At 51.7% G+C, this 24,973-nt stretch carries 26 protein-coding genes; 10 read left to right on the top strand and 16 right to left on the bottom strand.

Annotation, left to right across the window (positions count from 1 at the left end):
• Positions 1 to 8 precede the first annotated feature (8 nt).
• Positions 9 to 635, top strand: coding sequence for an OmpW family protein (locus J4377_RS06465; protein WP_038483108.1), 627 nt, complete (start codon positions 9 to 11; stop codon positions 633 to 635).
• A gap of 127 nt (positions 636 to 762) precedes the next feature.
• On the opposite strand, the gene J4377_RS06460 is transcribed toward J4377_RS06465, so the two are convergent.
• Positions 763 to 1,095 (bottom strand): YqcC family protein, encoded by a 333-nt coding sequence (locus tag J4377_RS06460; protein ID WP_120387184.1) that lies wholly within the window; start codon positions 1,093 to 1,095, stop codon positions 763 to 765.
• A gap of 285 nt (positions 1,096 to 1,380) precedes the next feature.
• Between J4377_RS06460 and J4377_RS06455 the strand changes: the two genes are divergently transcribed.
• The 4 genes from J4377_RS06455 to J4377_RS06440 all read left to right on the top strand — a co-directional run bounded on the left by J4377_RS06455 (position 1,381) and on the right by J4377_RS06440 (position 4,426).
• A complete protein-coding gene (locus tag J4377_RS06455; protein ID WP_253487450.1) occupies positions 1,381 to 2,433 on the top strand; it encodes a DUF3549 family protein in 1,053 nt (350 codons plus the stop codon).
• Positions 2,434 to 2,502: 69 nt separating this feature from the next.
• A complete protein-coding gene (locus J4377_RS06450; protein ID WP_009724956.1) occupies positions 2,503 to 2,943 on the top strand; it encodes a RimK/LysX family protein in 441 nt (146 codons plus the stop codon).
• 40 nt (positions 2,944 to 2,983) lie between these two features.
• Positions 2,984 to 3,892: a 30S ribosomal protein S6--L-glutamate ligase gene (gene rimK / locus J4377_RS06445; RefSeq protein ID WP_038483098.1), complete on the top strand. Its 909-nt coding sequence runs from the start codon at positions 2,984 to 2,986 to the stop codon at positions 3,890 to 3,892.
• An 87-nt stretch (positions 3,893 to 3,979) separates the two neighbouring features.
• Positions 3,980 to 4,426: a hypothetical protein gene (locus J4377_RS06440; RefSeq protein WP_038483095.1), complete on the top strand. Its 447-nt coding sequence runs from the start codon at positions 3,980 to 3,982 to the stop codon at positions 4,424 to 4,426.
• A gap of 1 nt (position 4,427) precedes the next feature.
• Here the strand turns inward: J4377_RS06440 and J4377_RS06435 are convergent, their stop codons facing one another.
• The 10 genes from J4377_RS06435 to J4377_RS06390 all read right to left on the bottom strand — a co-directional run bounded on the left by J4377_RS06435 (position 4,428) and on the right by J4377_RS06390 (position 13,045).
• A complete protein-coding gene (locus J4377_RS06435; RefSeq protein ID WP_253487448.1) occupies positions 4,428 to 5,213 on the bottom strand; it encodes a vancomycin high temperature exclusion protein in 786 nt (261 codons plus the stop codon).
• 18 nt (positions 5,214 to 5,231) lie between these two features.
• Complete coding sequence (sufT, locus tag J4377_RS06430) at positions 5,232 to 5,801, bottom strand: putative Fe-S cluster assembly protein SufT (RefSeq protein ID WP_253487446.1); 570 nt, start codon at positions 5,799 to 5,801, stop codon at positions 5,232 to 5,234.
• A gap of 22 nt (positions 5,802 to 5,823) precedes the next feature.
• Entirely contained in the window at positions 5,824 to 7,089 is a 1,266-nt protein-coding gene (locus J4377_RS06425) for an aminotransferase class V-fold PLP-dependent enzyme (RefSeq protein WP_253487438.1), read from the bottom strand.
• Positions 7,090 to 7,119: 30 nt separating this feature from the next.
• Positions 7,120 to 8,460 (bottom strand): Fe-S cluster assembly protein SufD, encoded by a 1,341-nt coding sequence (gene sufD, locus J4377_RS06420; protein ID WP_198350109.1) that lies wholly within the window; start codon positions 8,458 to 8,460, stop codon positions 7,120 to 7,122.
• Positions 8,457 to 9,206 carry a Fe-S cluster assembly ATPase SufC gene (gene sufC, locus J4377_RS06415; RefSeq protein ID WP_198350108.1) on the bottom strand — a complete coding sequence of 250 codons (750 nt, stop codon included), beginning with the start codon at positions 9,204 to 9,206 and terminating at the stop codon, positions 8,457 to 8,459. Before sufC ends, sufD begins: the two co-directional genes overlap by 4 nt.
• Positions 9,207 to 9,275: 69 nt before the next feature.
• Positions 9,276 to 10,718, bottom strand: a complete 1,443-nt coding sequence (sufB, locus tag J4377_RS06410; RefSeq protein WP_038483079.1) for a Fe-S cluster assembly protein SufB — start codon at positions 10,716 to 10,718, stop codon at positions 9,276 to 9,278.
• Between the two features lie 71 nt (positions 10,719 to 10,789).
• Positions 10,790 to 11,248, bottom strand: a complete 459-nt coding sequence (locus J4377_RS06405; RefSeq protein ID WP_038483075.1) for an SUF system Fe-S cluster assembly regulator — start codon at positions 11,246 to 11,248, stop codon at positions 10,790 to 10,792.
• A gap of 354 nt (positions 11,249 to 11,602) precedes the next feature.
• A complete protein-coding gene (locus J4377_RS06400; protein WP_038483071.1) occupies positions 11,603 to 11,944 on the bottom strand; it encodes a zinc ribbon domain-containing protein YjdM in 342 nt (113 codons plus the stop codon).
• Positions 11,945 to 12,078: 134 nt separating this feature from the next.
• Positions 12,079 to 12,642, bottom strand: a complete 564-nt coding sequence (locus tag J4377_RS06395; RefSeq protein WP_038483069.1) for a hypothetical protein — start codon at positions 12,640 to 12,642, stop codon at positions 12,079 to 12,081.
• Positions 12,643 to 12,670: 28 nt separating this feature from the next.
• Positions 12,671 to 13,045, bottom strand: a complete 375-nt coding sequence (locus tag J4377_RS06390; protein WP_038483065.1) for a thiol-disulfide oxidoreductase DCC family protein — start codon at positions 13,043 to 13,045, stop codon at positions 12,671 to 12,673.
• 81 nt (positions 13,046 to 13,126) lie between these two features.
• Between J4377_RS06390 and J4377_RS06385 the strand changes: the two genes are divergently transcribed.
• Positions 13,127 to 13,588, top strand: a complete 462-nt coding sequence (locus J4377_RS06385; RefSeq protein ID WP_038483062.1) for a flavodoxin family protein — start codon at positions 13,127 to 13,129, stop codon at positions 13,586 to 13,588.
• A 60-nt stretch (positions 13,589 to 13,648) separates the two neighbouring features.
• On the opposite strand, the gene fadA is transcribed toward J4377_RS06385, so the two are convergent.
• On the bottom strand, positions 13,649 to 14,827 hold the full coding sequence (gene fadA, locus J4377_RS06380) for an acetyl-CoA C-acyltransferase FadA (RefSeq protein WP_038483059.1): 1,179 nt from the start codon (positions 14,825 to 14,827) through the stop codon (positions 13,649 to 13,651).
• 23 nt (positions 14,828 to 14,850) lie between these two features.
• Complete coding sequence (fadB, locus tag J4377_RS06375) at positions 14,851 to 17,025, bottom strand: fatty acid oxidation complex subunit alpha FadB (protein ID WP_253487436.1); 2,175 nt, start codon at positions 17,023 to 17,025, stop codon at positions 14,851 to 14,853.
• 271 nt (positions 17,026 to 17,296) lie between these two features.
• Between fadB and J4377_RS06370 the strand changes: the two genes are divergently transcribed.
• Both J4377_RS06370 and slyA read left to right on the top strand, forming a co-directional pair.
• Positions 17,297 to 18,454, top strand: a complete 1,158-nt coding sequence (locus J4377_RS06370) for a DUF5924 family protein (RefSeq protein ID WP_038483053.1) — start codon at positions 17,297 to 17,299, stop codon at positions 18,452 to 18,454.
• Between the two features lie 71 nt (positions 18,455 to 18,525).
• The gene (gene slyA / locus J4377_RS06365; protein WP_038483050.1) at positions 18,526 to 18,978 is read left to right on the top strand and encodes a transcriptional regulator SlyA; all 453 of its coding nucleotides are present in this window, start codon (positions 18,526 to 18,528) and stop codon (positions 18,976 to 18,978) included.
• Positions 18,979 to 18,986: 8 nt separating this feature from the next.
• Here the strand turns inward: slyA and J4377_RS06360 are convergent, their stop codons facing one another.
• Positions 18,987 to 19,529 (bottom strand): hypothetical protein, encoded by a 543-nt coding sequence (locus J4377_RS06360; protein WP_038483046.1) that lies wholly within the window; start codon positions 19,527 to 19,529, stop codon positions 18,987 to 18,989.
• Positions 19,530 to 19,708: 179 nt separating this feature from the next.
• Between J4377_RS06360 and J4377_RS06355 the strand changes: the two genes are divergently transcribed.
• The gene (locus J4377_RS06355; protein WP_038483043.1) at positions 19,709 to 20,161 is read left to right on the top strand and encodes a universal stress protein; all 453 of its coding nucleotides are present in this window, start codon (positions 19,709 to 19,711) and stop codon (positions 20,159 to 20,161) included.
• Positions 20,162 to 20,211: 50 nt separating this feature from the next.
• Here the strand turns inward: J4377_RS06355 and J4377_RS06350 are convergent, their stop codons facing one another.
• Entirely contained in the window at positions 20,212 to 22,131 is a 1,920-nt protein-coding gene (locus J4377_RS06350) for an ATP-binding cassette domain-containing protein (protein ID WP_038483040.1), read from the bottom strand.
• A 153-nt stretch (positions 22,132 to 22,284) separates the two neighbouring features.
• Here J4377_RS06350 and J4377_RS06345 point away from each other — a divergent pair, with 153 nt between their 5' ends.
• Positions 22,285 to 23,298: an AraC family transcriptional regulator gene (locus J4377_RS06345; protein ID WP_038483037.1), complete on the top strand. Its 1,014-nt coding sequence runs from the start codon at positions 22,285 to 22,287 to the stop codon at positions 23,296 to 23,298.
• Positions 23,299 to 23,301: 3 nt separating this feature from the next.
• Here the strand turns inward: J4377_RS06345 and J4377_RS06340 are convergent, their stop codons facing one another.
• Complete coding sequence (locus tag J4377_RS06340; protein WP_038483032.1) at positions 23,302 to 24,969, bottom strand: fatty acid--CoA ligase; 1,668 nt, start codon at positions 24,967 to 24,969, stop codon at positions 23,302 to 23,304.
• Positions 24,970 to 24,973 lie beyond the last annotated feature (4 nt).

Below are 24,973 nucleotides of genomic sequence, written 5' to 3'. Positions count from 1 at the left end.
GCGATGCTATGCGCCATAACTCTCTTTCAACACTGCTCACCACTGGACTTGCAGCAGCCACATTGATGGCAAGCGGCCAAGTTTTAGCTTACGGCGCTGGCGATTTCTTTACTCGCGTGGGTGTTGCCAAAGTGGAGCCAAAAAGCGACAACGGTTCATTAGCCGGAGGCGCGTTCACGGTTGATGTTCAGGACAAAACCGATTTCGCATTTACCCTGGGCTACCGCTTCCACGACAAAATGGGCATCGAGTTACTGGCAGCTCTGCCGTTTGAGCACGATATTGCCCTGAACGGTGATAACCTTGCCTCTACCAAACACCTTCCCCCAACTCTAACGCTCCAGTACTACCCACTAGGTGGCACTGATGCGCGCGTACAGCCTTATGTCGGCGCAGGTATTAACTACACCTTTTTCTCTGATGAAGAGCTAGCCATTGGCGAACTGGAGCTGGACGACTCCTGGGGGGCCGCAGCTCAAGTGGGTATCGATTTACTTATCGATGAGAACTGGGCACTTAACGCAGCAGCGTGGTATATCGACATCGATACTGACGCGACCATTAACGGTGCCGCTGCAGGCACGGTAGAGATTGATCCCTTAGTGGTTATGGCAGGCTTAAGCTATCGGTTCTAACACCGCTACGGCTGTGCTAGCCGTATAATCGCATGAAAAATGCCCAGTCCCGCTGCTTGCGGTGCTGGGCATTGTCTTTGCTGACACCCTCATCACACTAGGCTTCAGCTCCTCGTATTAGCGCGACCTAGCTTTCGGTAACTAGCCGATCTATCTTTTCAACGGCTCGAACAACCAGTAGCTGGTCACTGGCACGAACTTTTTCCTGCATTAGGTAAGCAGCCACTGCTGGCGCTACATCGCACTTGGCAGGCATGGCGGCCTGGGCATCAATCAGTGCATTTAATCGAGCGATAAAGACAAATCGAATCCACTGAGGCAGCGACATCGTGTCGATACAGAAGGGTTGCTGGCTATTAAATGCTGAAATATCAGGCGTTGGCATACGCCATAAGTTAGCGGCCTTCATAGTGGCTTCAAGCTCAAGAAGCGCGGTTTGAAGCTGTTGATGGACGCTCATAAGCACCTTTTCCATTTGAATCAGTAAAGCTTTATTATCCCAGCACTGTGGGTAAGTTGCCAACCGTCTGACAGAGTTTGTGTCTTATTCACAGATTCACAGAAAACCTGCAAGAGGCTGTGGATAAACTATGGAAAGATGTCGCTACTGCTACTCTCATGCGGGTTACACCATGTTGTGCAATTTTTAACCATTTTGATAATAAAGCACGGATTAATCAGCGTTTGCGGCTGACAGTGACACATCAGCAAGGTAGAGTGCAGGCTTGAAATGCGGAAGGATGTCATGCAACCAATCCAGACACTTGATGAGTTTTTTACACGTAGCGGCGCGGACGTTTCCCTCTACCATATGGGACGACGAGTAACGGACTGCCCACGAGAAACGCTGCGTGCATTCGAAAATGGCGAGATAGCCTGGCCGGAACCCTGGCAACAGCAGGCACGCCTTGGCGTAGTATTTCGCATGGGTGACATGCCTGAACCAGCCATCTGGTTTTTGGCGCTGCCGCTAGACGAACAAGGCAAGCTCTCCCCCGCCCAACGAGACGGTTTTATTAATCGCTTGCTCGAAACCCTTGGGCGAAATGCTACGCAGCTAGAAAATAAACCGCTAGGCCAGGCAGAAACTGCTGACGTGGATCATCTAATGAAGGATAATCCGCTCGCTTTTTCGCCTGATATTACTTTTCAAGCAATGCTTAATGCTCAGGCCACTTATGCATTAGAGCTTGCCGCTAGCCAACACTTAGAGCCTGTCGAGGCCTATCTTAGTGGCCAGCAGACTATTGACTGGCAAGCACTGGGATTACAAGGCATCGCTGATTATGTGGTACGCCTCGACTTACCCACATCAGAAGCGCTAGCGCTGCGCCTTCCCCAGTTGCCCACTAGTGTCGCTCACTCGCTGTGCTATTGCCTGGAGCATAGGTCTCTTGCAGAGCCGCTGGTAAGTGCATTACGGGCGCGTGGAGAGCAAGCAGCCATTGATGGTGACGTAGAAACCCTGTGCGCCTGCGTGCGCGCCGTGGGCTGCACTCCATCAGCAGATGTCGGCCAATGGTACTCAAGCCTGTTAAATGACCCTGTTGCTTGCGGCCCAGATATTATCGCAGCCATTGCTGGCCGCGGGTGGTTATTGTTAGAAGACGCTGAACGTTTACCACTGCTTTTACAGCGTTTAGCAGAAGACAAACGCACTAACTTTAATGCAGTCGTACGTGACCTTGCACTGATTCCCAGACTTCGCCTATTGGTTATGCTGACACTACGCGACGCGCCGCCTGATTCCGCGATTCAGCTAAGGCTAAGTGCGTTGATTAACCAAGCTAGAAGCTAGCTATTTATTTATGAGACGCTAGATCGACTCATTTCTTGATGACAAACCTTCATTTGCCAGGAGTATGCCGTGAAGGAATTACCCTATCAGGCCAAAGCAGTCATCGGCCGCCGTGAAATGGTGACGTTACCTGAATTAGGGCTTCACCTTTGCTGCAAAGCCGATACTGGCGCGCGCACCTCTGCTTTGCATGCCGAAGAAATTGACACTCATGAAGATGAGGATGGGCAGCTGTGGGTAAGTTTTATTACCCATAGTGGCGGCCCGCAAACGCCTGCCCACCGCTACCAGCTCCACCTGCACGACAGGCGGCGCGTTACCAGTTCTAATGGGCACAGCGAGTGGCGTTATGTTATTCGCACCCCGATGCAATTGGGTGAACTAAATTTTCCGGTTGAACTAACCCTGACTGACCGTAGCAATATGCGCCATCCCATGCTGCTTGGGCGCCGCGCTATGCGACGCTTGCTTATAGCCCCTGGGGCTGCATTTTTGCACGGCGAGCCTTAAACTAACTTATTAGCCATACTTTTTGGCCCCGGAGCCCTGCATGCATATTGCCCTGCTTTCGCGCAATCGCAATCTATATTCTACTCGCCGCCTTATTGAGGCCGCCGAGCAGCGTGGGCACACCGCTCGCGTGGTAGACACGCTGCGCTGCTATATGAGCATCGCCTCCCACCATCCGTCGATTCATTATAAAGGCGCCGAAATCGAGCCCTTTGATGCCGTCATTCCTCGTATAGGGGCATCGGTTACCTTTTATGGCTGCGCCGTACTGCGTCAATTTGAAATGATGGGCACCTACGTTATAAACGACTCTGTTGCCATTACTCGTTCACGGGATAAGTTGCGCTCGCTACAGCTTCTCTCAAGGAAGGGGCTGGGCTTGCCCATCACGGGTTTCGCCCACTCTCCTGATGACATTCCTGACCTTATTACCATGGTCAAGGGTGCTCCACTGGTCATCAAGCTGCTGGAAGGTACACAAGGTATCGGCGTTGTACTTGCTGAAACGAACCAGGCAGCTGAGTCGGTTATTCAAGCGTTTATGGGCATGAAAACCAACATCATGGTGCAGGAGTACATTAAAGAGGCGCGCGGTGCCGATATTCGCTGTCTGGTGATTGGCGATAAAGTGGTCGCTTCGATGAAGCGCCAGGCAGCCGAAGGCGAGTTCCGTTCAAACCTGCATCGTGGGGGCACCGCCAGCGTCATCCGCATTACCCCCGAAGAACGCTCAACGGCCATTCGAGCGGCAAAAGCCATGGGACTGCGCGTTGCAGGTGTCGACTTACTGCGCTCTAACCACGGGCCGGTGATTATGGAGGTCAACTCATCACCTGGATTACAAGGTATTGAGAATGCAACAGGTAAAGATATCGCCAGCATGATCATCGAACACATCGAAAAAAATGCCATGCCAGTGCGTAAAGCGCCACCCAAGCCTAAAGGCTAAGGCTTAATGCAAAAATAATCCGCATTAGGGGTGGCAAATTAGCGCTGCCACCCCCACAATCTGCGTCACCGAAGGAGGTAGACGCTCATGTTTCTCGACAATCGCCAAGTGGCGATGGACAGCGTGCTGGAAGCGCTGGCCGATAGCATTGATTATTTCCAGGATAATATTGAACGCCTGAGACCCACGCTGCGTGATGCACTGAAACCGCACTATACTGAGCGGTTAAATCAGATGCGTAAACTTCAGGAACTGGCCCGTGCGCACTTAAAAATGCTGCCTCGAGATGCTGACGTTGAGCGTGACGACTTTTTATGGCTATGGAGCCGTTTAAAAAGCTTTGTGGGCAACGATAGCCAGGTATTAATCAATGAGCTGTTGGAACAAGAGCGCGTACTGATGCAAGCCCTTTCAACGCTATTCACTCACCCCCTGCCCGATCCCATTGAGCCGGTAGTGGAAGAGTGTATGCAAGGTTGCCGTAAGTTAATACGCGAATTGTATAACTTACAAAAGCGCAAAACGCATCGCTAACCTATTGATCACCCCTATTGATCACCGCCGCTTGCTCATGTGACGTCTGCGCCGATCTCACAGTGTAGTGGTAAATATCAAGGCCAATAGGGAGGCGAGACACTTCGCCGACGTTGCTACTAGCGTTTAATTCGATAGGTTCTGGAGAGCCTAGAAAGTGAGGCTCTCTTCCCCAAATATATAGATCACCTAAAGTAGCGACCCGCGCCACCCATTCGCGCATTTTCAACCGCCACTCCCCAGCAGCAGATTTCTCTTCCGCCACACAGCCAGTTACATCCATTCCTAATGCGCGACCAATAAAAACTGCACGGGGAAGATGCCAGCTCTGAGTAACCAGCAACGCCTTATCTAACTGAAAGACATCTCTAGCGCGCGCAAGCGTGTCATAGGTACTGAACCCAGCAAAATCCATGGTGAGCTGGTCTGCTGGCACACCGCGACGATAAAGATCACGCCACATGGCGCGCGGCTCGTTATAGGCTTGAGTACGATTATCCCCAGAGATTAATAAATGGCTGACCCGCTGATCGGCAATCAGACGCGCAGAGGTTCGCATACGGGCTTGAAAGTGAGGGTTGCGAAAGCCGCTGCGTGTCCAATTAGAGGTACCAAACACGATCGCCACATCGGCTGGGCGACACTCCGCAAAGCTGTCATCAATATAGCGTGCCGTACTGGCAACCACCCAAAAATTACCAACTATAAACAGCAATGTCGCCAGCAGCATAAGTGCTCCTAGCGACATCAAAAAACGTTTTATGTAACGTAATAGCAGGCTGTGCATCCAGCTCCCCATCAGGGGTTAAAACATGCCGAGCTCAAGCTTGGCTTCGTCGCTCATCATGTCACGGCTCCAGGGCGGGCTGAAGACAATTTCAGTATGTACCTTGTTAATCTGAGGTGCGCCTAGGATTTTATTCCGCGCATCCGCCGCAATGACATCGCCCATTCCACAGCCTGGTGCGGTCAGCGTCATACGAATAGTGACCATCCGCTCGCCGCTGATCAAGCGCTCAAGACGGCAACCATAGACCAACCCTAGATCAACAATATTAACCGGTATTTCGGGATCGAAGCAGGTACGCAACTGCTCCCAGACAAACTGTTCAATTTCTACATCGCTGGCACTTTCAGGCAGTGTTGGACGCGGCAATGGCTCGAGCCCTAACGCATCCAAATTACGCCCTTCAATAAGATAAAGCCGTCCTTCAAAGCCAACACTTACCGAGCTGCCCTTCGCTTGCATCACGCTGACAACGCTGTCTTCGGCCAGTGTCTCCGTTTTGCCAAACGGAATAGCAATGGCGTCAACATCACGCTGAAGCGGCAGTTTTTGACCACGTTCAAGGCTGGCCACTTGCTCAATATCCATAACGGTCCTTAAATGACGGCCTTTAACGTACCATTCCAATCACACGCTTTAGCGCTGCAACAAACGTATCTATCTCTTGAAGCGTATTATACGCTGCAAATGATGCACGACACGTGGCATCTACGCCAAAATGATGTAGCAATGGTTGCGCACAGTGATGCCCGGTACGAATAGCGACGCCTAGCTGATCAATCAGCAGCCCAATGTCCTGGGAATGGGCGCCTTCGACCACAAACGAAAGCACGCCAGCTTTATGTGGCGCTGTGCCAAGAATGCGCAGGCCCTCTATTTGGCTCACCTCTGCAGTGGCATGTTCCAGCAGTACGGCTTCCCAAGCACCAATCGCCTCCACGCCAACGCCTTCCAACCACTCAATAGCGCGCCCCAAAGCGATCACTTCCGCAATAGCGGGAGTGCCAGCTTCGAATTTATGCGGAAGTTCCGCAAAGGTGGTGCCGACGTCAAAAGAGACCGTTTTAATCATCTCGCCACCACCCTGCCAAGGCGGCATCGCTTCTAATAAGGTCTGCTTACCGTACAGCACGCCAACGCCAGTAGGGCCATAAATTTTATGCCCAGAGAACGCATAGAAATCAGCATCAATATCCTGAACATCAACCTGCTGGTGCGGTGTTGCCTGAGCACCATCGACCAGAATAAGCGCACCGTGCTGGTGGGCAAGCGTTGCCATCTCTTTCACTGGGTTAATGGTGCCCAACGCATTAGAGACATGATTAACTGCCACTAGTTTAGTGCGCTCATTGAGCAGCGCGCGGTACGCAGCCATGTCTAGCGCCCCATTAGCCTCAACGGGAATGACCTTAATGGTAAAGCCGATCTCAGCCGCCAATAGCTGCCAAGGGACAATATTGGAGTGATGCTCCAACATTGAAATTAGCACTTCATCGCCCGCAGCAAGCTGGGAGCGCCCCCAACTTTGAACCACTAGATTAATTGCTTCAGTCGTGCCCCGCGTAAAGATAATCTGGCGCGCATCTTCCGCATTGAGAAACGCCTTAACGCGATGCCGTGTGGCTTCAAACGCTGTTGTCGCCTCATCTGCCAAGGTGTGCAGCCCCCGGTGGATATTGGCGTTATAACGCGAGTAATAGTCGCTGAATACGTCAATAACCTGCTGGGGCGTTTGGCTGGTCGCGGCATTATCTAGATATACCAACGGCTTTCCGTGCACTTCCCGTTTTAGTATCGGGAAGTCGTTGCGCAACGCTTCAACATCAAACGCTGCAGGGGCGAGCACGGAGGGTTTCTCAATCACGCTATGGGGCATCGATGACTCCTTGGCTAGTCGTTGAGTGCGTTAGTCGTTGAGCGCAGCCGCTGCTTCTACCAAGCCAGCGAGATTGAAGCGTTCCGGCAGCTTGCCCGCTACCGCTAGCTCTACCCGCTCAGCAATCACATCTAGCGCAACCTGTTCAAGCACCTCGCCAGCAAATGCAAGCGTTAACAAGCCTCGCGCTGTCGCTTTGTCGATACCGCGGGTACGCAACGCGTAGATCGCGTCTTCATCCAACTGCCCCGTGGTGGTGCCATGAGAACACTTCACGTCATCAGCATAAATCTCAAGCTCAGGCTTGGCATCGATATGCGCGCGATCGGAAAGCAATAAGTTTTGGTTACTTTGGAAACCTTCGATCTTCTGGCTATCGCGCTTAACGTACACTTTACCGTTAAAGACGCCATGGGCACGGTCATCCAAAATGCCTTTGTAGTTCTCGTTCGAGAACGTTAGCGGCGCATTGTGATTAACCTTGGTGTGGTTATCCACGTGCTGGCGACCTTGACCAAAGAACAGGCCATAGAAGTTAGTTTCTGCGCCTTGGCCGTTTAAATCACTAATAAGGTCGTTGCGTACCAGCGCACCGCCCAAATTCAGATTGTAGGAGCTGTAGCGGCTGTCTCGGCCCTGTTCAACATGAATACTGGCGACATGCAGATCACCCAAGGGCGCTTCTTGCAATTTGTAGTGATTCAAAATCGCACCGCGATCAAGCATCAGCTCTGCAACCACGTTGGTGAAGTTAGCCGCATCGGCTTCACCGATATAGTGCTCAATTAACGTTGCTTCACTGCGCCCTGCTGCCTCGACCAAAATGCGCGGATGGCTCATTACTGGCGCGCCCGCACGGGACAGAAACTGCAGTAGGATGGGTTTTTCCACCACGGTACCCGGTGCAATGCGCACCACAGCACCCTCTTCCATAAACGCGGTGTTCAGCGCTGCGAACGGGGAGAAATCTACTCCCGTTAAGCGACCCAGCGGCCCACCCACGGCTTCATGGTTATCGCTTAGCGCTTTGGAAAGCGGCATTACCTGAACGCTACTCGGCAGTGCTTCTAAGTCCGACAATGCGGCTGAGAAAACACCATCCACAAAGGTCAGTCGGTACGCATCCAACGGCAGCGTAAGCGCGGCTGCTTGTGCCTGGGAAAAGTCTGCAGTCTCAGCCAGCGCAAAGTTGCCCTGGGCAATCGTGCGTACGTCAGTGTATTTCCACTCTTCATCGCGGCGAGTAGGAAACCCCATGGCTTCAAAGCGGGCAGCTCCCGCTTGGCGGCGAGCCGCGATCCAGGTTGGCTCAACTCCGCGCTGTTGGCTACGCGCTTTCAGCGTGTCCAAAAACGTTTGCGTATCGCTCATGCCGCAGACTCCTCAATGCCTTCATAGCCGTTGGCTTCCAGCTCTTTAGCAAGCTCAGCGTCGCCGCTCTTCACAATACGACCGTCGACTAAGACGTGCACTTTATCCGGTACGATATAGTCAAGCAGGCGCTGATAGTGAGTGACCAGCAGAATGGCTCGCTCTTCAGCCCGCAGGCTGTTAACGCCATCGGCAACGACTTTCATCGCGTCGATATCGAGACCAGAGTCAATTTCATCAAGCATGGCAAGCTTTGGCTGAAGCACCAGCATCTGAAGAATTTCGTTGCGCTTTTTCTCACCGCCAGAGAAACCTTCATTGACGGCACGCTGCAGGAAACTGGCATCCATCTTCATAAAGCCCAGCTTCTCTTTGACGAGCTTCATAAACTCAGGAGCGGGCATTTCTGCTTCACCACGTGCGACACGCTGTGCATTAAGCGCAGATTTGAGCAGATAAATATTTTTTACCCCTGGAATTTCCACTGGGTATTGGAAACCTAGTAGCAAGCCCGCTTGAGCGCGCTCTTCAATTTCCATTTCCAGCACGTCCTGCCCCTCAAAGGTAACGCTACCATGGGTCACTTCGTAGCCATCTTTACCGGCAATAACTGCCGACAATGTGGATTTACCCGCGCCGTTCGGGCCCATAATGGCATGCACTTCACCTGCATTGATGGTGAGCGTTAAACCTTTCAAAATTTCTTTGCCGTCGACGGTGACGTGTAAATCTTTAACTTGCAACATAGTCATAACCTTTTAAATTCTTGCGGGACGCTTGCGCGTCTCCCGTAAAATAAGTCGGGGCCGAAGTGGTTAACCCACTGCGCCTTCAAGCGTCACATTTAGCAGCGCTTCTGCCTCTACCGCGAATTCCATCGGCAGCTCTTGGAAAACGTCTTTACAGAAGCCGTTCACAATCATGCTGACCGCATCTTCTTCAGAAATCCCACGGCTTTGGCAGTAGAACAGCTGATCTTCGCCGATCTTAGACGTGGTGGCTTCGTGCTCAATCGTGGCGGTACTGTTGCCAATTTCTTGGTAAGGAAAGGTATGGGCACCGCACTTGTCGCCAATTAACAACGAATCACACTGAGTGAAATTACGTGCCCCTTTGGCACGAGGGCCAATTTTGACCAGGCCACGGTAAGATTGATCGCTCTTACCTGCCGAAATGCCTTTGGCAACAATATAGGAACGGGTGCCTTCGCCAATGTGAATCATTTTGGTGCCAGTATCCGCTTGCTGACGGCCGTTCGTCACCGCCACGGAGTAGAACTCGCCGATACTGTCTTTGCCACGCAAAACACAAGAAGGATATTTCCAGGTGATCGCCGAACCGGTTTCTACCTGTGTCCAACTGATGCGCGAACGCTCACCGCGGCAATCGCCACGTTTGGTAACGAAGTTGTAAATCCCGCCCTTGCCGTTCTCATCACCGGGATACCAGTTCTGAACGGTGGAATACTTGATGTAGGCATCATCCAGCGCAACGAGTTCTACAACTGCCGCGTGAAGCTGGTTTTCATCACGCATTGGCGCCGTACAGCCTTCCAAGTAAGACACCTGAGCCCGGCTCTCGCAGATAATCAGAGTGCGCTCGAACTGGCCGGTGTTGGCCGCGTTAATCCGGAAGTAGGTCGACAGTTCCATAGGGCAAGTCACGCCTTCAGGAACAAACACAAACGACCCATCGGTAAATACAGCCGAGTTTAGTGCGGCAAAATAGTTATCAGCCACCGGAACGACCGTACCGAGATACTGTTTGATGAGGTCTGGGTAATCGCGAATTGCTTCAGAAATCGAGCAGAAAATAACGCCCGCTTCGCCTAGCTGTTTTTTGAACGTGGTTGCCACGGAAACAGAATCGAATACGGCGTCGACGGCCACACCGGCAAGCGCCGCACGCTCATGCAAAGGAATACCAAGCTTCTCATATGTTTCGAGAAGCTTAGGATCGACTTCATCCAGGCTCTGAGGGCGATCTTCAGGGCGCTTTGGCGCACTGAAATAAGAGATCGATTGATAATCAATGGGTGGATAATCAAGATGCGCCCAGGACGGCTCTTTCATTTTCAACCACTGACGGTATGCATCTAGGCGCCACTCCAGCATCCATTCCGGCTCGCCTTTCTTATTAGAGATAAAGGCAATGGTGTTTTCATCAAGGCCAGGTGGCAGGGTGTCGCTTTCAATATCGGTTATAAAACCATCTTTGTATTCGCGACGAACCAACTGTTCCATTTCTTCGCTTGCCATGGTGATACCCTCCGGGCAGTTGGGTGGCGAGCCTAGCTCGCCGTCAATAGGGTTAGTCTATGTTGCATTGCCTAAGCAGATGCCAGGCTAATGCTTTGAATCGGTAGCTGAACGGGTAGCTTGATTGGCGTCGTATCGGCCAGGTGCGCCAGCGTAACGCTTTCCAGTAACGTGCGAATCGCCAGTGAGACTCGCTGCCAGTTATCAGCGACACCGCAGGTAGCAGCCAGGTCGCACTCACCCTCAGCTTGGCTACACTCGGTCATTGCCACGGGCCCTTCAATAGCGGCAATAATATCGGCAGCAGTAATGTGTGATGCTGGTCGCGCCAGACGATAACCACCCTGGACACCGCGTTGTGACTCCAGAAGGCCGGCTTTCACCAGCATCTTTAGCGTCTTACTAACAGTGGGATGTGGTAACTGCACTGCATCTGCTAAATCAGCCGCCGCATGCGACACCTGTGGATGGCGAGCAATTTGTGCCATCACGACAGCGGCATAGTCTGTCAGCCGAGAAAGCTTGAGCATGTTGACTCCCATTCGCCGTTACAGTTGGCTTGCCCGTTAATGGGTACCATTTTAGTCCTGTATAAATTTGATGTGAAGCCCTAGAGCAAAATCGTTATCAATTTGTGCAAAATAACAGCACGTTCGGCTCTGATAGCATCAAAAACAACAATCATTATCATTTGAAAAAACTATCGACGCGCTAAACGAAAAAAACCTGCGAGGATTTCGCAGGTTTTTTTTAAAGAGCAGCACCTTGTGGCGAAGGCGCTATGCCTTTGAATACTATGCCTTTGAGTACTATGTCTTTGGGTACTATGTCTTTGGGTACTATGTCTTTGGGTACTATATCTTTAAGTACTATGTCTTTGAGTACTAGGCTTTTTTGACGAACTCTGACTTAAGCTTCATGGGCCCAATACCGTCGACCTTACAATCAATATCGTGATCACCATCGACTAAACGGATATTTTTAACTTTAGTGCCTACCTTAACCACTAGTGAACTGCCTTTGACCTTGAGGTCTTTTATGACAGTGACGCTGTCACCATCTGCCAGCATATTGCCGTTAGCATCACGAATACCAGAGCTAGCTTCTTCAGCGCCCTCTTCTGCTACTTTTGACCATTCATTGCCGCATTCCGGGCAGACATACTGGATACCATCATCGTAGGTAAACTCAGAGGCACAGGCAGGACAATTGGGTAGATCACTCATGATAGGCTCCAACGCATCAGGCTAATACACAGGACTTAGTCATTCACAGAACTTAGAAAGCGATGGAGCCTACACGGCTTGAGCACAATACTCCAGTTGGATACGCCAATTTGCGCTATCAACACAGCGCATTACTACTCACCTAACTGTGCTGAATGCTGCTGCCACCACTGACGCGCGATGCGCACATTTTCAGCATTTGCCGTCGCATCTAACACGGTGGGCAACTGTATATAGTCACCTCGAGTTTTTGCCATCAATAGCGGATCTTGGGTGGCAAGCTGAAGCGCATACAGGGCTAACATCAACTCATAGTCATCGGTTGTATTGAGGCGCGTAAACAGCAAAGGCACAGCGGGCAAGCCGATTTCTCCTAACCGCTCTGCCGCAATATACCAAGTACGGGGATTGTCTTGTCCGCCGTACTGCGAGACAAACCGCCTGTCTGCCAATCGGCTAACATAGTAGGCCGCCTTCTCTTCAGGGCTCGTTAACAGCGGCGGCACCCAGTCGGTTACTTGGCGGTTAGTTACGTAACCTGGCTGCGCCGCTCCTGAAGATACCTGAGCCACGCCAGGTGAAACCTTCTGAGCAACGGCGGCATCAGGTGCTTGAGAGGAGGTTGGCTGACCAGCGCACCCCACTAACATAGTAAACATTGCGCATGCTGGCGCTAACCACTGAAGACGCTGCTTCATGATAAATTCCCTATATCAATATCCATACTTATTCAGACCAACGCCCTTCCCGCTTTAGGCGCTTTCTCACCCAGCGATCATAATACCAGCGTAACGCTTTTTTGATCCCTGGCAGGCCAATCAGCCATGCGATTGGCACAAGTAGAGGAATACGCATCATCAGCAAACGGTAGGCATCAATACCTTCGATAAGCGTGCCATCAGCTTTTTCGATATGCAGCGAGCGTAAAGCAGCTTCTGGTGTTACCCCTTTTTCACGCAATTGTCGCTGATGCTCAGTCACATCACACCAGTTAATCCCGTTACCATGCTTGCCAGCCCAACGCTCAAAAAGACGTCGATCCTTCCGACAAATAGGGCAAACAGCATCGTAGAAAACATTGATAGAGGCATTATCAGGCATATAGGCTCTCATCGTAGTCGTACTTAGCAGTGTGACACTTTACGCTTACTACGCAAATTTCCAGCTAACAGGGGCACTACAATGAAACAGCTATTAATCGTTGCCCATGCTCCATCAGTTAATACACGCACTCTGCGTGATGCCGCCCAGCGGGGCGCGAGCCAAAAAGTTGTTGAGCAGGTTGCCTGCATAGTAAAAACGCCTTTCGAGGCTGGCCCTGATGATATTCGCGCCTGCGATGGCATCTTGCTGGGCACAACAGAAAACCTGGGCTACATGAGCGGTGCACTTAAGGATTTTTTTGATCGCAGTTACTACAGCATATTGGAAGAGAAACAAGGGCTTCCATGCGCGCTCTATATTCGCGCTGGACACGACGGCACCGGCACCCGGCGGGCAGTAGAAAGTATTGTGACAGGACTACGTTGGCGCTGGGTTCAGGAACCACTAACGTTACGTGGTCAATGGCAGGACACTTTTGCCGACCAAGTAGAAGAGCTAGGCCTTTACATGGCAGCGGGACTGGATAACGGTTTATTTTAATGCCGCTCTGAACGCAAAAACGGCACCGCATGGGTGCCGTTTTGTGGGTAAACGCTGTGTTTATTTGAGTCGTTCAAACACGGTCGCAACCCCTTGCCCCATGCCGATACACATAGTGGCAAGGCCGAGAGTAGTATCGCGCTGCTGCATAACGTTAAGCAGCGTCGTACAGATCCGCGAGCCCGAACAGCCTAGCGGGTGGCCTAGCGCAATAGCACCACCATTGAGGTTTACTTTTTCATCCATGGCATCTAGGAAGCCCAGATCTTTCAAAACGGGCAGACCTTGTGCAGCGAACGCTTCGTTAAGCTCAACCGTTTGAATATCGGCTGCCGACAAGCCAGCGGCTTTCAGCGCTTTTTTAGACGCAGGCACTGGGCCGTAACCCATGATAGAGGCATCACAGCCTGCAACACCTGTTGAAAGCACTTTTGCAATCGGCTCAAGCCCCAGCGCCTGAGCGCGCTCGTAGCTCATAACAGCCATCGCCGAAGCCCCTACCGACAATGCAGATGACGTGCCCGCAGTAACGGTACCGTTACGAGGATCAAATACCGGCTTGAGGCTGGCCATTGACTCGATACTGGCCTCAGGACGAATCACTTCATCGTTCTTGAACAGAATTTTAAAACCGCGCTGATCGTGGCCTTCAACACCAATGATTTCGTTATCGAAGTAGCCTTTTTCCATCGCAGCCTGGGCACGCTGGTGGGAACGCACGCCAAACTTATCCTGGTCTTCACGAGAAATACCGTGCATTTTGCCCAGCAGCTCAGCAGTCAACCCCATCATCATGGCGGCTTTTGCGGCGTACTTGCTAGCAGCGGGGTTAACATCAACACCGTGAGCCATGGGCACGTGCTCCATGTGCTCCACCCCACCAATCACGTAAAAGTCGCCCATGCCTGCTTTAATGTTGGCCGCCGCAATATGTAGTGCCGTCATCGAGGAACCACACAGACGGTTAACAGTTTGCGCAGGCACCGAGCGCGGAATACCGGTCATGATTGCCGCATTACGCGCAATGTTCATGGACTGCTCAAGCGTCTGGTTAACACAGCCCCAGATAACATCATCAACTTCGGACGGGTCTAAATTCGCGTTACGATCAAACAGCGCCTGCATGACGGCTGCTGACAGGTTCTCAGCGCGCACATTGCGGAATGCACCATTTTTAGCTTTCGCCATGGCGGTACGTACACCGTCAACCACCACGATATCTCTTGGGTTCAAACTCATCTTATATCTCCTTTGCGTGGTGGTTAGGCCTGAGAGCCAGAATAAAATTGCTCGTTATTTTGAGCCATCTGACGCAGCTTCTCAGTGGGCGCGTAAAGCGGGCCTAACTCTTCCGCAAGGTTTTCGGCTAGCTTCACGAATTCGGCAACACCCATCGCGTCAATGTAGCGCAGTGCGCCACCGCGGAAGGGAGGGAAACCGATGCCGTAGATTAATGCCATATCGGCTTCAGCGGGAGTTTCCACGATGCCATCTTCAAGGCAACGAACAGTTTCCAGACAAAGCGGTACCATCATGCGAGCGATAATGTCTTCATCAGAAAACTCTTTCTGCTCTTTCACGACGTCTTTCACCAGTGCGTAGGCTTGTTCGTCAGTAACTTTCTTAGGTTTGCCTTTCTTATCTTCTTCATAGGCATAGAAGCCTTTATCGTTCTTCTGGCCCAGGCGCTTATTGTCGTACATCACCTGAATAGCTGTTTTGCCGTCACGCGCCATGCGATCCGGGAAGCCTTCCGCCATCACTTCGTTAGCGTGTACTGCAGTATCTAGACCCACTACGTCCAACAGGTAAGCAGGACCCATGGGCCAGCCAAATTTTTCCATCACTTTGTCAACGCGTTGGAAATCAGCGCCCTGCTCTACCAGGAAGCTAAAGCCACCGAAATATGGGAACAATACGCGGTTGACCAAAAAGCCGGGGCAGTCATTCACAACAATCGGGGTTTTGCCCATTGCACGAGCGTAGGCAACTGTGGCGGCCACCGCCGCATCTGATGTCTTCTCGCCACGAATAACTTCCACCAGCGGCATACGATGCACAGGGTTAAAAAAGTGCATACCGCAAAAGTTTTCTGGACGCTTAAGGTTTTTGGCTAGGCGATTGATAGAAATCGTCGAGGTGTTGGAGGTAAGGATGGTGTTTTCGCTCACCATGCCTTCCACTTCGGTCAGCACGGCGTCTTTGACCTTGGGATTTTCAACGACAGCTTCAACCACTAGATCAACATTACCGAAATCACCGTAAGAAAGCGTGGGACGAATGTTGGTCAGTTTTTCAGCCATCTGCTCAGTCGTCAGCTTTTTACGCTCTACCTGCTTAGCAAATAGCTTACGCGCCTCTTTCAGACCCAGCTCAATCGCCTCATCGTTAATATCTTTCATTATGATGGGCGTGCCTTTGCTGGCGCTCTGATAGGCGATACCACCACCCATAATGCCAGCGCCCAGCACAGCGGTCTGCTTAACGGGCTGCGACTGCTTCTCGTATTTGCTACCTTTTTTCTTCACGACCTGGTCGTTAAGGAACAAGCCAACCAAGTTAAAGGCAACACTGCTGAGTGCTAGCTTGGCAAATGCTTTCGCTTCAATCGCCTGGGCACGGGCACGCGTCTCGCCAGCGCCTTTCTGAATCACCTTAATCGATGCTACCGGCGCGGGGTAGTGAGGGCCGGCCTTGCCAGCGACAAACCCTTTGGCGGTTTCAAACGCCATCATTTGCTCAATGGCGTTGAGATTAAGCGGTGATTTCTTCTCTTCGCGACGCGCTTGGTAATCCAACTCACCGGCATTGGCACGGTCTAGAATGTCCAGCGCGGCTTCTTCAAGCAGCTCGTGAGTAACGACAGCATCGACTGCGCCGACTTTAAGTGCTGCGTTAGCACGATTTTCAGTGCCGCCAGCAATCCACTCAATGGCGTTATCCGCACCAATCAAGCGGGGTAAACGTACACATCCACCCCAACCGGGCAGAATGCCTAGCTTGGTTTCAGGCAAGCCAATTTTGGCTTTCTCACTCATTACTCGGAAATCGGTCGTCAACAGTACTTCGCAGCCGCCACCCAGTGCCAAGCCATTAATGGCCGTCACGGTTGGAAAAGGCAGGTCTTCAATCGCATTGAAGATGTCGTGAACCTTAAGGTTCATCTCGACGAGATACTCTTCGCCTTTGTCAAAAAGGCTGTGAAATTCGGTGATGTCAGCGCCGACAATAAACGCATCTTTGCCGCTGCTAATCATCAACCCCTGTAGGCCGCTTTCAGCTTGAAGCGCTTTTACTGCCTCGCCCAACTCTGCCACAACAGCACTGGACAGCTTATTAACGGACTCATCTTTCAGATCGAAAGTGAGCTTAGCGATGTCATTGCCACCTTGGGTGTCACGACGCTCCACCGTGATGGCATTGCCTTGATAGATCATCCGCGCTCTCTCCACAAGTTCGGGCTGGCACCATTAATCGGACCTGCCACGCATTTCATACGGTCGTTTGATTGCGTAAGCTTGGTTGAGATAATGAGGAACGTCAAGCCCTGACTTTTGGCTAATGCGCTTATCTCTCAAGTGCACTTACACAAATCAACTTACAGCAGGCCCACATTTTTTGCGCTTTTTATAGACAGGATAGGGAACGCATCGACTTTACCGACGAATCCAACGATCATGCTGTTTTCATTTATGAGCCAACAACGCCATGGGTAGTTTCTTTACTCCCGCCCGTATAACGGCACTACAAGCACGGGTTGAACGTACTGTCGAACGCCTAAAGCCCTGGAGCTGGCTGTGGCCACCTATCGCGTTTGGCGCCGGGTTAGGTAGTTTTTTTCTGGTGGACCGCCAACAGTGGCTAGGGGCGGTATTAGCGCTGGGACTTCTTTTTGCCTGGCTGCTATTGCTTTCTGAGAGCCTCATCGGGCGCTGGCTTGCTAAACGCGGCCATCCCACCTTGCCCCGTGGTGTCACTACCTTTATCGCCCAAATGATTCACCAGGAAACACTTTTCTTTACGTTGCCGTTTATCCTGGTTACAACCGTGTGGAATAGCGGGCAGACACTATTTGCGCTGTTAGTGATCGCAATGGCAATACTGTCGATTATAGATCCGCTCTATTACAAACTCGCTGGGCGCTGGCGAAGCCTCTATTTTATCTTTCATGCCCAATGTGTCTTTTTAGTGGTACTGGTTATTCTGCCTATCATGCTGCAGCTGACGACTGGCCAAAGCTTGATCCTTGCGCTGGTGATCACCATACTTGTAGCGTTGCCCAGTTTTTGGCACTTACTTAAAAAACGCTCGTTAACGCGCTGGTGCGGGTTCTTTGCGCTCACTATCGTGTTGGCCTATGCGGCCTGGCTCGGCAAAATATGGGTCCCTCCCGCCAGCTTATGGATGACAAACAGTGCACTTTCCCCAGCGCTGGATATTCAGAGCCGCGAGCCGCAGGGAACCATGGCACTTACGCCAGACGCAATTCGCTCTACCGGCCTTTACGTTTACACCGCCATTCGGGCGCCGCGTGGATTAAGCGAGACAATTCATCATGCATGGCACCACAACGGCGAATTGTTAGATGAAGTAGAACTTGCTATCAACGGTGGACGGGAAAAGGGCTATCGTGCGTGGAGCCATAAGCAAAATTTCCCAGAAGCGCCGTCGGGAGAGTGGCGTATCGACATTATGACAGCTAGCGGACAACGGCTGGGGCTGATCCGGTTTACTGTTTCGGAAGATTTGGAAAAAGCCACGATAGCGGATAGCAAAATCCAACCTAGCGGCTTGAGTGCGCTAAATTTGCGGCGCTTTATACCCGGAAACAACAATTCTGAAAACGATCTATCAACGGACGAATAACATAACGCCTTGCATTCAGCGGCGCAGCTTATGACAATTCGCCTACTTACATTTTTCGGTAGCTGTTTACTATGGCTTCAACAATTGGTTTTCGCATTGCACGTCTGCCCCACTTGTGGCGCTCTATTCTTGATCGAAGGCTTGCACCCTTGGGGTTAACACAAACACGCTGGGTGACGCTTTACCATTTATGGAAGTTAGGCGAAGGCAACCCACAGTGTGATTTAGCAAGGGTGATTGGCGTAGAAGCGCCCTCATTAGTTAGAACCCTTGGACAACTCGAAGCACAAGGGCTGGTTGAGCGACGGGCCTGCGATAATGATCGCCGAAGCAAACGACTCTATCTGACGCCAGCGGCAATGCCGCTACTTGAACAAATCGACAGCGTCGTCCAGGAGGCACGCAAAGAGATGCTGGCGGGCCTAAGTGAGAGTGACCTAGATCAGTTAGACAAGTGGCTAGCGCTAATAGAGTCCAATGGTATGGCGATTCAGTTAAGAGACCAAGACGGTCCCTCGGCGTAAGACGTCCATCAGTGCCCTGCTGTTTCACCAGCCCCGTTTAGCGGCTTTGCAGCAGGGCGGTCTGACAATCCGCTAAGCGCCTTTCTTAGCGTCTGAAAATCTTCTCCATAGATAGCAAAACGCTCCGCAGTTTGTGACTCCCACCACCATAGCGTTAACGCCGTCGCGTTTGACTCGACCACCAAAGCATCTTGTGGAAGGCGCTCTAGCAGGGCTTTCAAAGTAGCGCTTGCCATTTCTGGCAATGGCCGTAATGGTGCAATGCGCCAGCGCCACCCAGCATGATAAAGCTCCAGCGCTTCACTTGCGTTCGATTCACGCACTAACACAAAATCAGGCCCTGGCTGCTGTTGGGAAAAACACCACCGATAAGCGGGCATCGTGCCTCGAAAATTGTGCAACGGGGGCTTCTCCATCTTGATCACTACCCCGTGCTTCTTGGCGGCATTCAAACGCAGCGCCATATGGCGCTTCTGCCGCGGGCTGGGCTTAAGCCACATTACCGGTGCAATAACAAACAGCGATATAAAAATAATAATAAGCCACTCCATCTAGCCACTTCTCCTCGTCGCAAATACTAGCCATAAGCATTGATGTTAAAATTAGTCATACTATCGGGTTAACTTAAAAAAGCATGACATAGATCGTTGTTAAGATGGCACTTGAAGCCTAAAGTAAAGGTCATCTAACAAAGCGTTCTCTTTGTTAATTATCACGAAGGAGATAAGCCATGAGCTATCACCACATTTTAGTAGCCGTTGATTTAACTAAAGACTCCCATAAAATCTTAGAGCGTGCAGTCGCGATTGCTGCTCGCAATGACGACGCCAAGATTTCGATCATGCATACCCTTGAGCCATTGGGCTTCGCTTACGGTGGTGACATCCCGATGGATCTCACCAGCATTCAAGACCAGCTGGATGACCACGCGAAGAAGCGGCTGACTGAAATTGCCGCCCCTCACGTCGAGCCCGCTGATCAACATGTCGTTGTCGGCATGCCGGACACGGAAATTCATCGTTTTGCAGAAGAGCACAACGTCGACCTGATCGTTGTTGGTTCGCATGGGCGCCATGGCTTTGCCCTGCTGCTAGGCTCCACTTCTACCGGCGTACTTCACGGCGCACAGTGCGACGTTTTGGCCGTTCGGGTCGGCAAAAAAGGTGAAGAGAGCGACGAGTAACCAATGTAGAAAGGCACCCATTGGGTGCCTTTACTCATTCGATACTGATGTCAGTCACCGCTAGCCATCGCCTCAAGCTCCATCCAACGCTCCATTGCCGTTTCAAGTGTTTGCTGTACGTTTTCTAACGCTTGCAATTTCGCTGTAACGGCACTGGCTTCTTGCTGGTAGAAAGCGGGGTCGCCAATCTCTTGCTCTAACGCCTCTACTTCATTCTCAAGGCGCTCTATCTCCGCAGGTAACGCATCTAACTCTCGCTGCACTTTGTAAGAGAGCTTAACGGTTTTCTTAACGGGCTCAGCAACCGGCTTCTCTGGCGTTTTTTCAACTGCAATGCTGGTCGGTTCAGTGTTCTGGCGGGCAGCGCCTTCCCACGGAGCAGGCGGCAGTTTACCTCCTTGGCGAATCCAATCCGTGTAGCCACCCACGTATTCACGCACATAACCCTCGCCCTCAAAGGCCAGCATGCTGGTCACGACGTTATCCATAAATGTTCGGTCGTGAGAGACCAGTAGCAGCGTGCCATCAAAGTCCAGCAGCAGCTCTTCAAGCAGCTCCAGGGTTTCCATGTCCAAGTCGTTGGTAGGCTCATCCAACACCAATACGTTGGCTGGTTGAGTAAACAGCTTGGCTAACAACAGACGGTTGGACTCACCGCCGGAAAGGGCTTTCACCGGCTGTCGAACACGGTCAGGTGTGAATAGAAAATCCTGAAGGTAGCTCATTACGTGGCGATCTTTTCCACCAACGGTTACCCGATCGCTGCCTTGTGCGACGTTGTCGTAGACGGTTTTTTCCAGCTCTAAACCTGCACGCAATTGATCGAAATAAGCGACCTTTAAATTGGTCCCCAACTGAACACTACCTTCTGTTGGAGCAAGCTCGCCGAGCAAGATTTTCAGCAGCGTTGTTTTACCTGCACCGTTGCGACCAAGAAAACCAATACGGTCGCCGCGCATCACTTCAAGATTCACATCACGCAGAATGACATCATTACCAAAGCGCTGTGTTACGCCTTTCAGCTCGACTACCCGCTTACCAGTACGCTCGCCGCTGTCGACAGTGAGGTTGGCAGTCCCCTGACGTTCACGTCGCTGGCTACGCTCCAAACGCATCTGCTCAAGCTCACGCACACGCCCTTCGTTGCGTGTACGCCGCGCTTTGACGCCTTGACGAATCCAGACTTCTTCTTGGGCTAGTTTTTTATCGAAAAGCGCATTTTCTCGCGCTTCTACTTCAAGCTCGTGCTGCTTACGCTCTTGATACTCTGCATAGTTACCGGGATAACGGCCAAGCTTGCCTCGGTCTAGCTCAAGGATCGTGGTGGCCAGCTTAGATAAAAAGGCACGGTCGTGGGTAATCAGTAATACCGCGCCGTTGAAGGCCAGCAGTTGCTCTTCCAACCAAGCAATCGTGTCTAGATCGAGATGGTTGGTAGGCTCGTCAAGAAGCAGTAAATCCGGCTCAGAAACCAATGCTCGCGCCAACGCAACACGGCGGCGCCAGCCACCGGAAAGCGCGCTCATTTCAGCTTCAGGGGGTAACCCTAAACGGGTGAGTACAACGTCAATGCTCTGATGGAAAGACCAGCCGTCGATAGCCTCAATGCGGGTTTGCAGCTTGGCCATGCGGTTCATGTCGGGGTCTGGATCATTGATCAAATGCTGGTATTCAGAAAGCAATTCCCCCGCTTCCGGCAGCCCCTGAGCGACCATGTCAAAAATCGTCATGCCTGAGGATTCAGGCAGCTCCTGGGACAATACGCCAATCTTCAAGCCCGGTGCACGCCAAATGGAACCATCATCGGCATGAATATCGCCCGCGACCAGTTTTAATAGCGTTGATTTACCGGTGCCGTTGCGCCCGACCAGCGCCAGCCGCTCGCCTTTTTCAACCGTTAGGTCGGCGCGGTTAAGCAGTACTTGGGTGCCGTAAGCGAGTTGCAGCTGTTCGAGTCGTAACAAGGTCACGCAGTGTCCTCCTTCATCATGAGCCGCACAGTGTAACGCATGCGCTCGCGTTAAGGAGAGCCCTTATAGAGCCAAACGACACATCGTGCTAACGTCCCACCATCACGTGATAATAACAAGGTAGCGCCAAGCTACTCGTTTAGGGCTGACATCGTGACCGTCACCGTCTCAATGCACTTTGTGAACGAACTACTGTGTGGCTTACCCGCCACTGAGCATTCCCCTGTCCGCTACCTAGAGCTTGCTGGAATTTCCCCCTTTCTACTCAGCGCACCGAACGGCCGAGTCACTGTTGAGCAGTTTGCCGAGCTTTACCGCCTCCTTGCCCTTGAGCTAGATGATGAAACACCCTGCTTTTTCTCCAGGCCGCTACGCTGTGGAACACTAAAGCTGCTGTGCTTGAGCTTGCTAGATGCACCAACGCTGCATGTTGCGCTTCATCGCTATACGCAGTTTTTTCGCATTCTATTAGATGATTTCGGCTACGACTTTACTATTGAAGGCGACTTTGCTCGGATGGCGCTGGAAGAACGCGCCCCGCTTCGCGGCAGTCGAATATTGATTCATGAATTGATGCTGAAACTGTTTCACGGTATCGCCTCCTGGATGATCGCACGCAAAATTCCACCTATCTTGATGGAGTGCGGCTACGCCCAACCTGCTCACAGTGCTGACTATCTCTACTTCTATCCCGGCAAGCTAAAATTTGATCAACCGCAAACAGCTGTTTACTTTGATAAGGTGTTTCTCAACCACCCCATACGCCAAACGAAACAGCATCTTGGCGCATTTCTACAACGCGCACCGGCTGACTGGTTCTACGTCTCTTTTGAAGATCGTTTGATTACTCACCGCGTTCGCGAACATCTTAGCCGCCACTTACCCACCTCATGCACTGTTCAGCATGTGGCAGATGCGCTACATATGTCCGTGCGGACACTCTCAAGACACTTGAAACTTGAAGGTACTCATTTCCAGGCGGTTAAAGACGAATACCGTCGCGACTATGCCATTCAAGCACTCACTCGCAGCACACAACCACTGACAACCATCGCAGAAAAACTAGGATTTGAAGACCTTGCTTGTCTTAGCCGAGCGTTTAAACAGTGGACAGGAGATTCACCCGCCGCTTACCGCAAGGCACAAACGGCGGGCATAAAACGCTAGCGTTTATATCTCAGTGCGAATGCGCTTTTTATCCAGCTTACCGACACTGGTTTTAGGAATTTCATCTACGAAACGAATCAACGATGGAATACCCCAGCGATTAATGCTGCCCTGCTCGACGAACTGCTCCATAAACGCCTGTACTTCCTCTGCCGTGGGTGGGTTATTGACATCGCTAGGGACAACGAGCGCTGCTGGCCGCTCACCCCATTTATCATCTGTAACGCCAATTACCGCCACTTCCGCCACACCCGGGCATTGGCTAATATAGCTTTCCAGCTCAAGTGAGGAGAGCCACTCTCCACCGGTTTTGATGACATCTTTAATACGGTCGCTAATGGCCAAGAAACCATGCTCATCAATCGAGCCAACATCACCGGTATGCAGCCATCCATCCCGCCAAAGCTCTTCACTGCGTTTCTCTTCTTTGTAGTACGCCTGGGTTAACCAGGGTGCCTGGGCACGCACTTCACCAACACTGACGCCATCATGGGGTAGCGGTTCTCCATTGGCATCAACCACCTGTAATTTCACTAGGGGCACGGGTAAACCAGCCTTACACCGCCAGAGAAGCTGCACTTCAAAATCGGCTTCGGCAACATCCTGAGGCAAAATATCAGCGGTTAGCAGCGGACAGGTTTCTGACATGCCGTAGGCACTTCGCGTATCAATGCCGAGTGACCAAGCACGGCTAGCCAGGGCTTGAGTTAGCGCACTGCCGCCCACAAGCACCTTCCAACCGGTTAAATCAATTTTTTTCGATGCGATAGCGTCAGCGCTAACCACCATATTTAACAGCGTTGGCACGCAGTGGGAGAAATCGACCTTTTCGTTCATCAGCAGTTTGACCAACATTTCCGGCTCATAGCGGCCAGGGTATACCTGAGTCGCCCCCATCAACGTGGCAGTGTAAGGCACGCCCCAGGCATGCACATGGAACATCGGCGTGATGGGCATGTATACCTTGTCACGGTTGAGCAATTCACAACCCGGTGCTTGGAAGGTACTGGCTTCACCTAGTGTGTGCAGGACTAATTGGCGGTGGGTAAAAAACACCCCTTTCGGGTTGCCGGTGGTGCCCGTGGTGTAGAACAGCGTAGCCACTGCATTTTCATCAAAAATAGGGAACTCGTAATGAGTTGGCTGCTCACTTAACAACGCCTCAAACTCACCCACTAATGGCAGCGACGTGCTGACTGTGCTTTGTGTTTCTTGGCTCGCCGCTTCTTGGCAAAGTAGGTAACCGCGTATGTTGGGCAGTTGATCAGCAAGTGGCTCCAGTAGCGGTACGAAATCCTCATGCACCAGCACAAAGACGTCTTCAGCGTGCTCCATCGTGTAGTGAATTTGCTCAGGCGCCAAACGTACGTTGACGGTGTGTAGCACGGCACCAATCATTGGAATGGCAAAAAAGCACTCTAAATAACGATGGCTGTCCCAGTCCAGCACCGCCACCACATCACCCGCCTGAACGCCCTGTGCTGTTAGCGTATGGGCAAGCTGGTGTACCCGATCACGAAAACGTTGATAGTCATGACGGCTCTGGTCTCGATAAACAATCTGGTTATTCCCCGCCATTCGAACACCAGACTCCAGCAAGTCGCTAATTAACAGCGGCGAGCTAGTCGCAGACGGCGTAGAAGGAAGTATTTTTGGCGTTACCGTAGACATAAAA

Source organism: Halomonas sp. XH26, assembly GCF_024138895.1.
GTDB classification, from domain to species: domain Bacteria; phylum Pseudomonadota; class Gammaproteobacteria; order Pseudomonadales; family Halomonadaceae; genus Vreelandella; species Vreelandella alkaliphila.
This window is presented reverse-complemented; position numbering and strand designations above follow the sequence as displayed.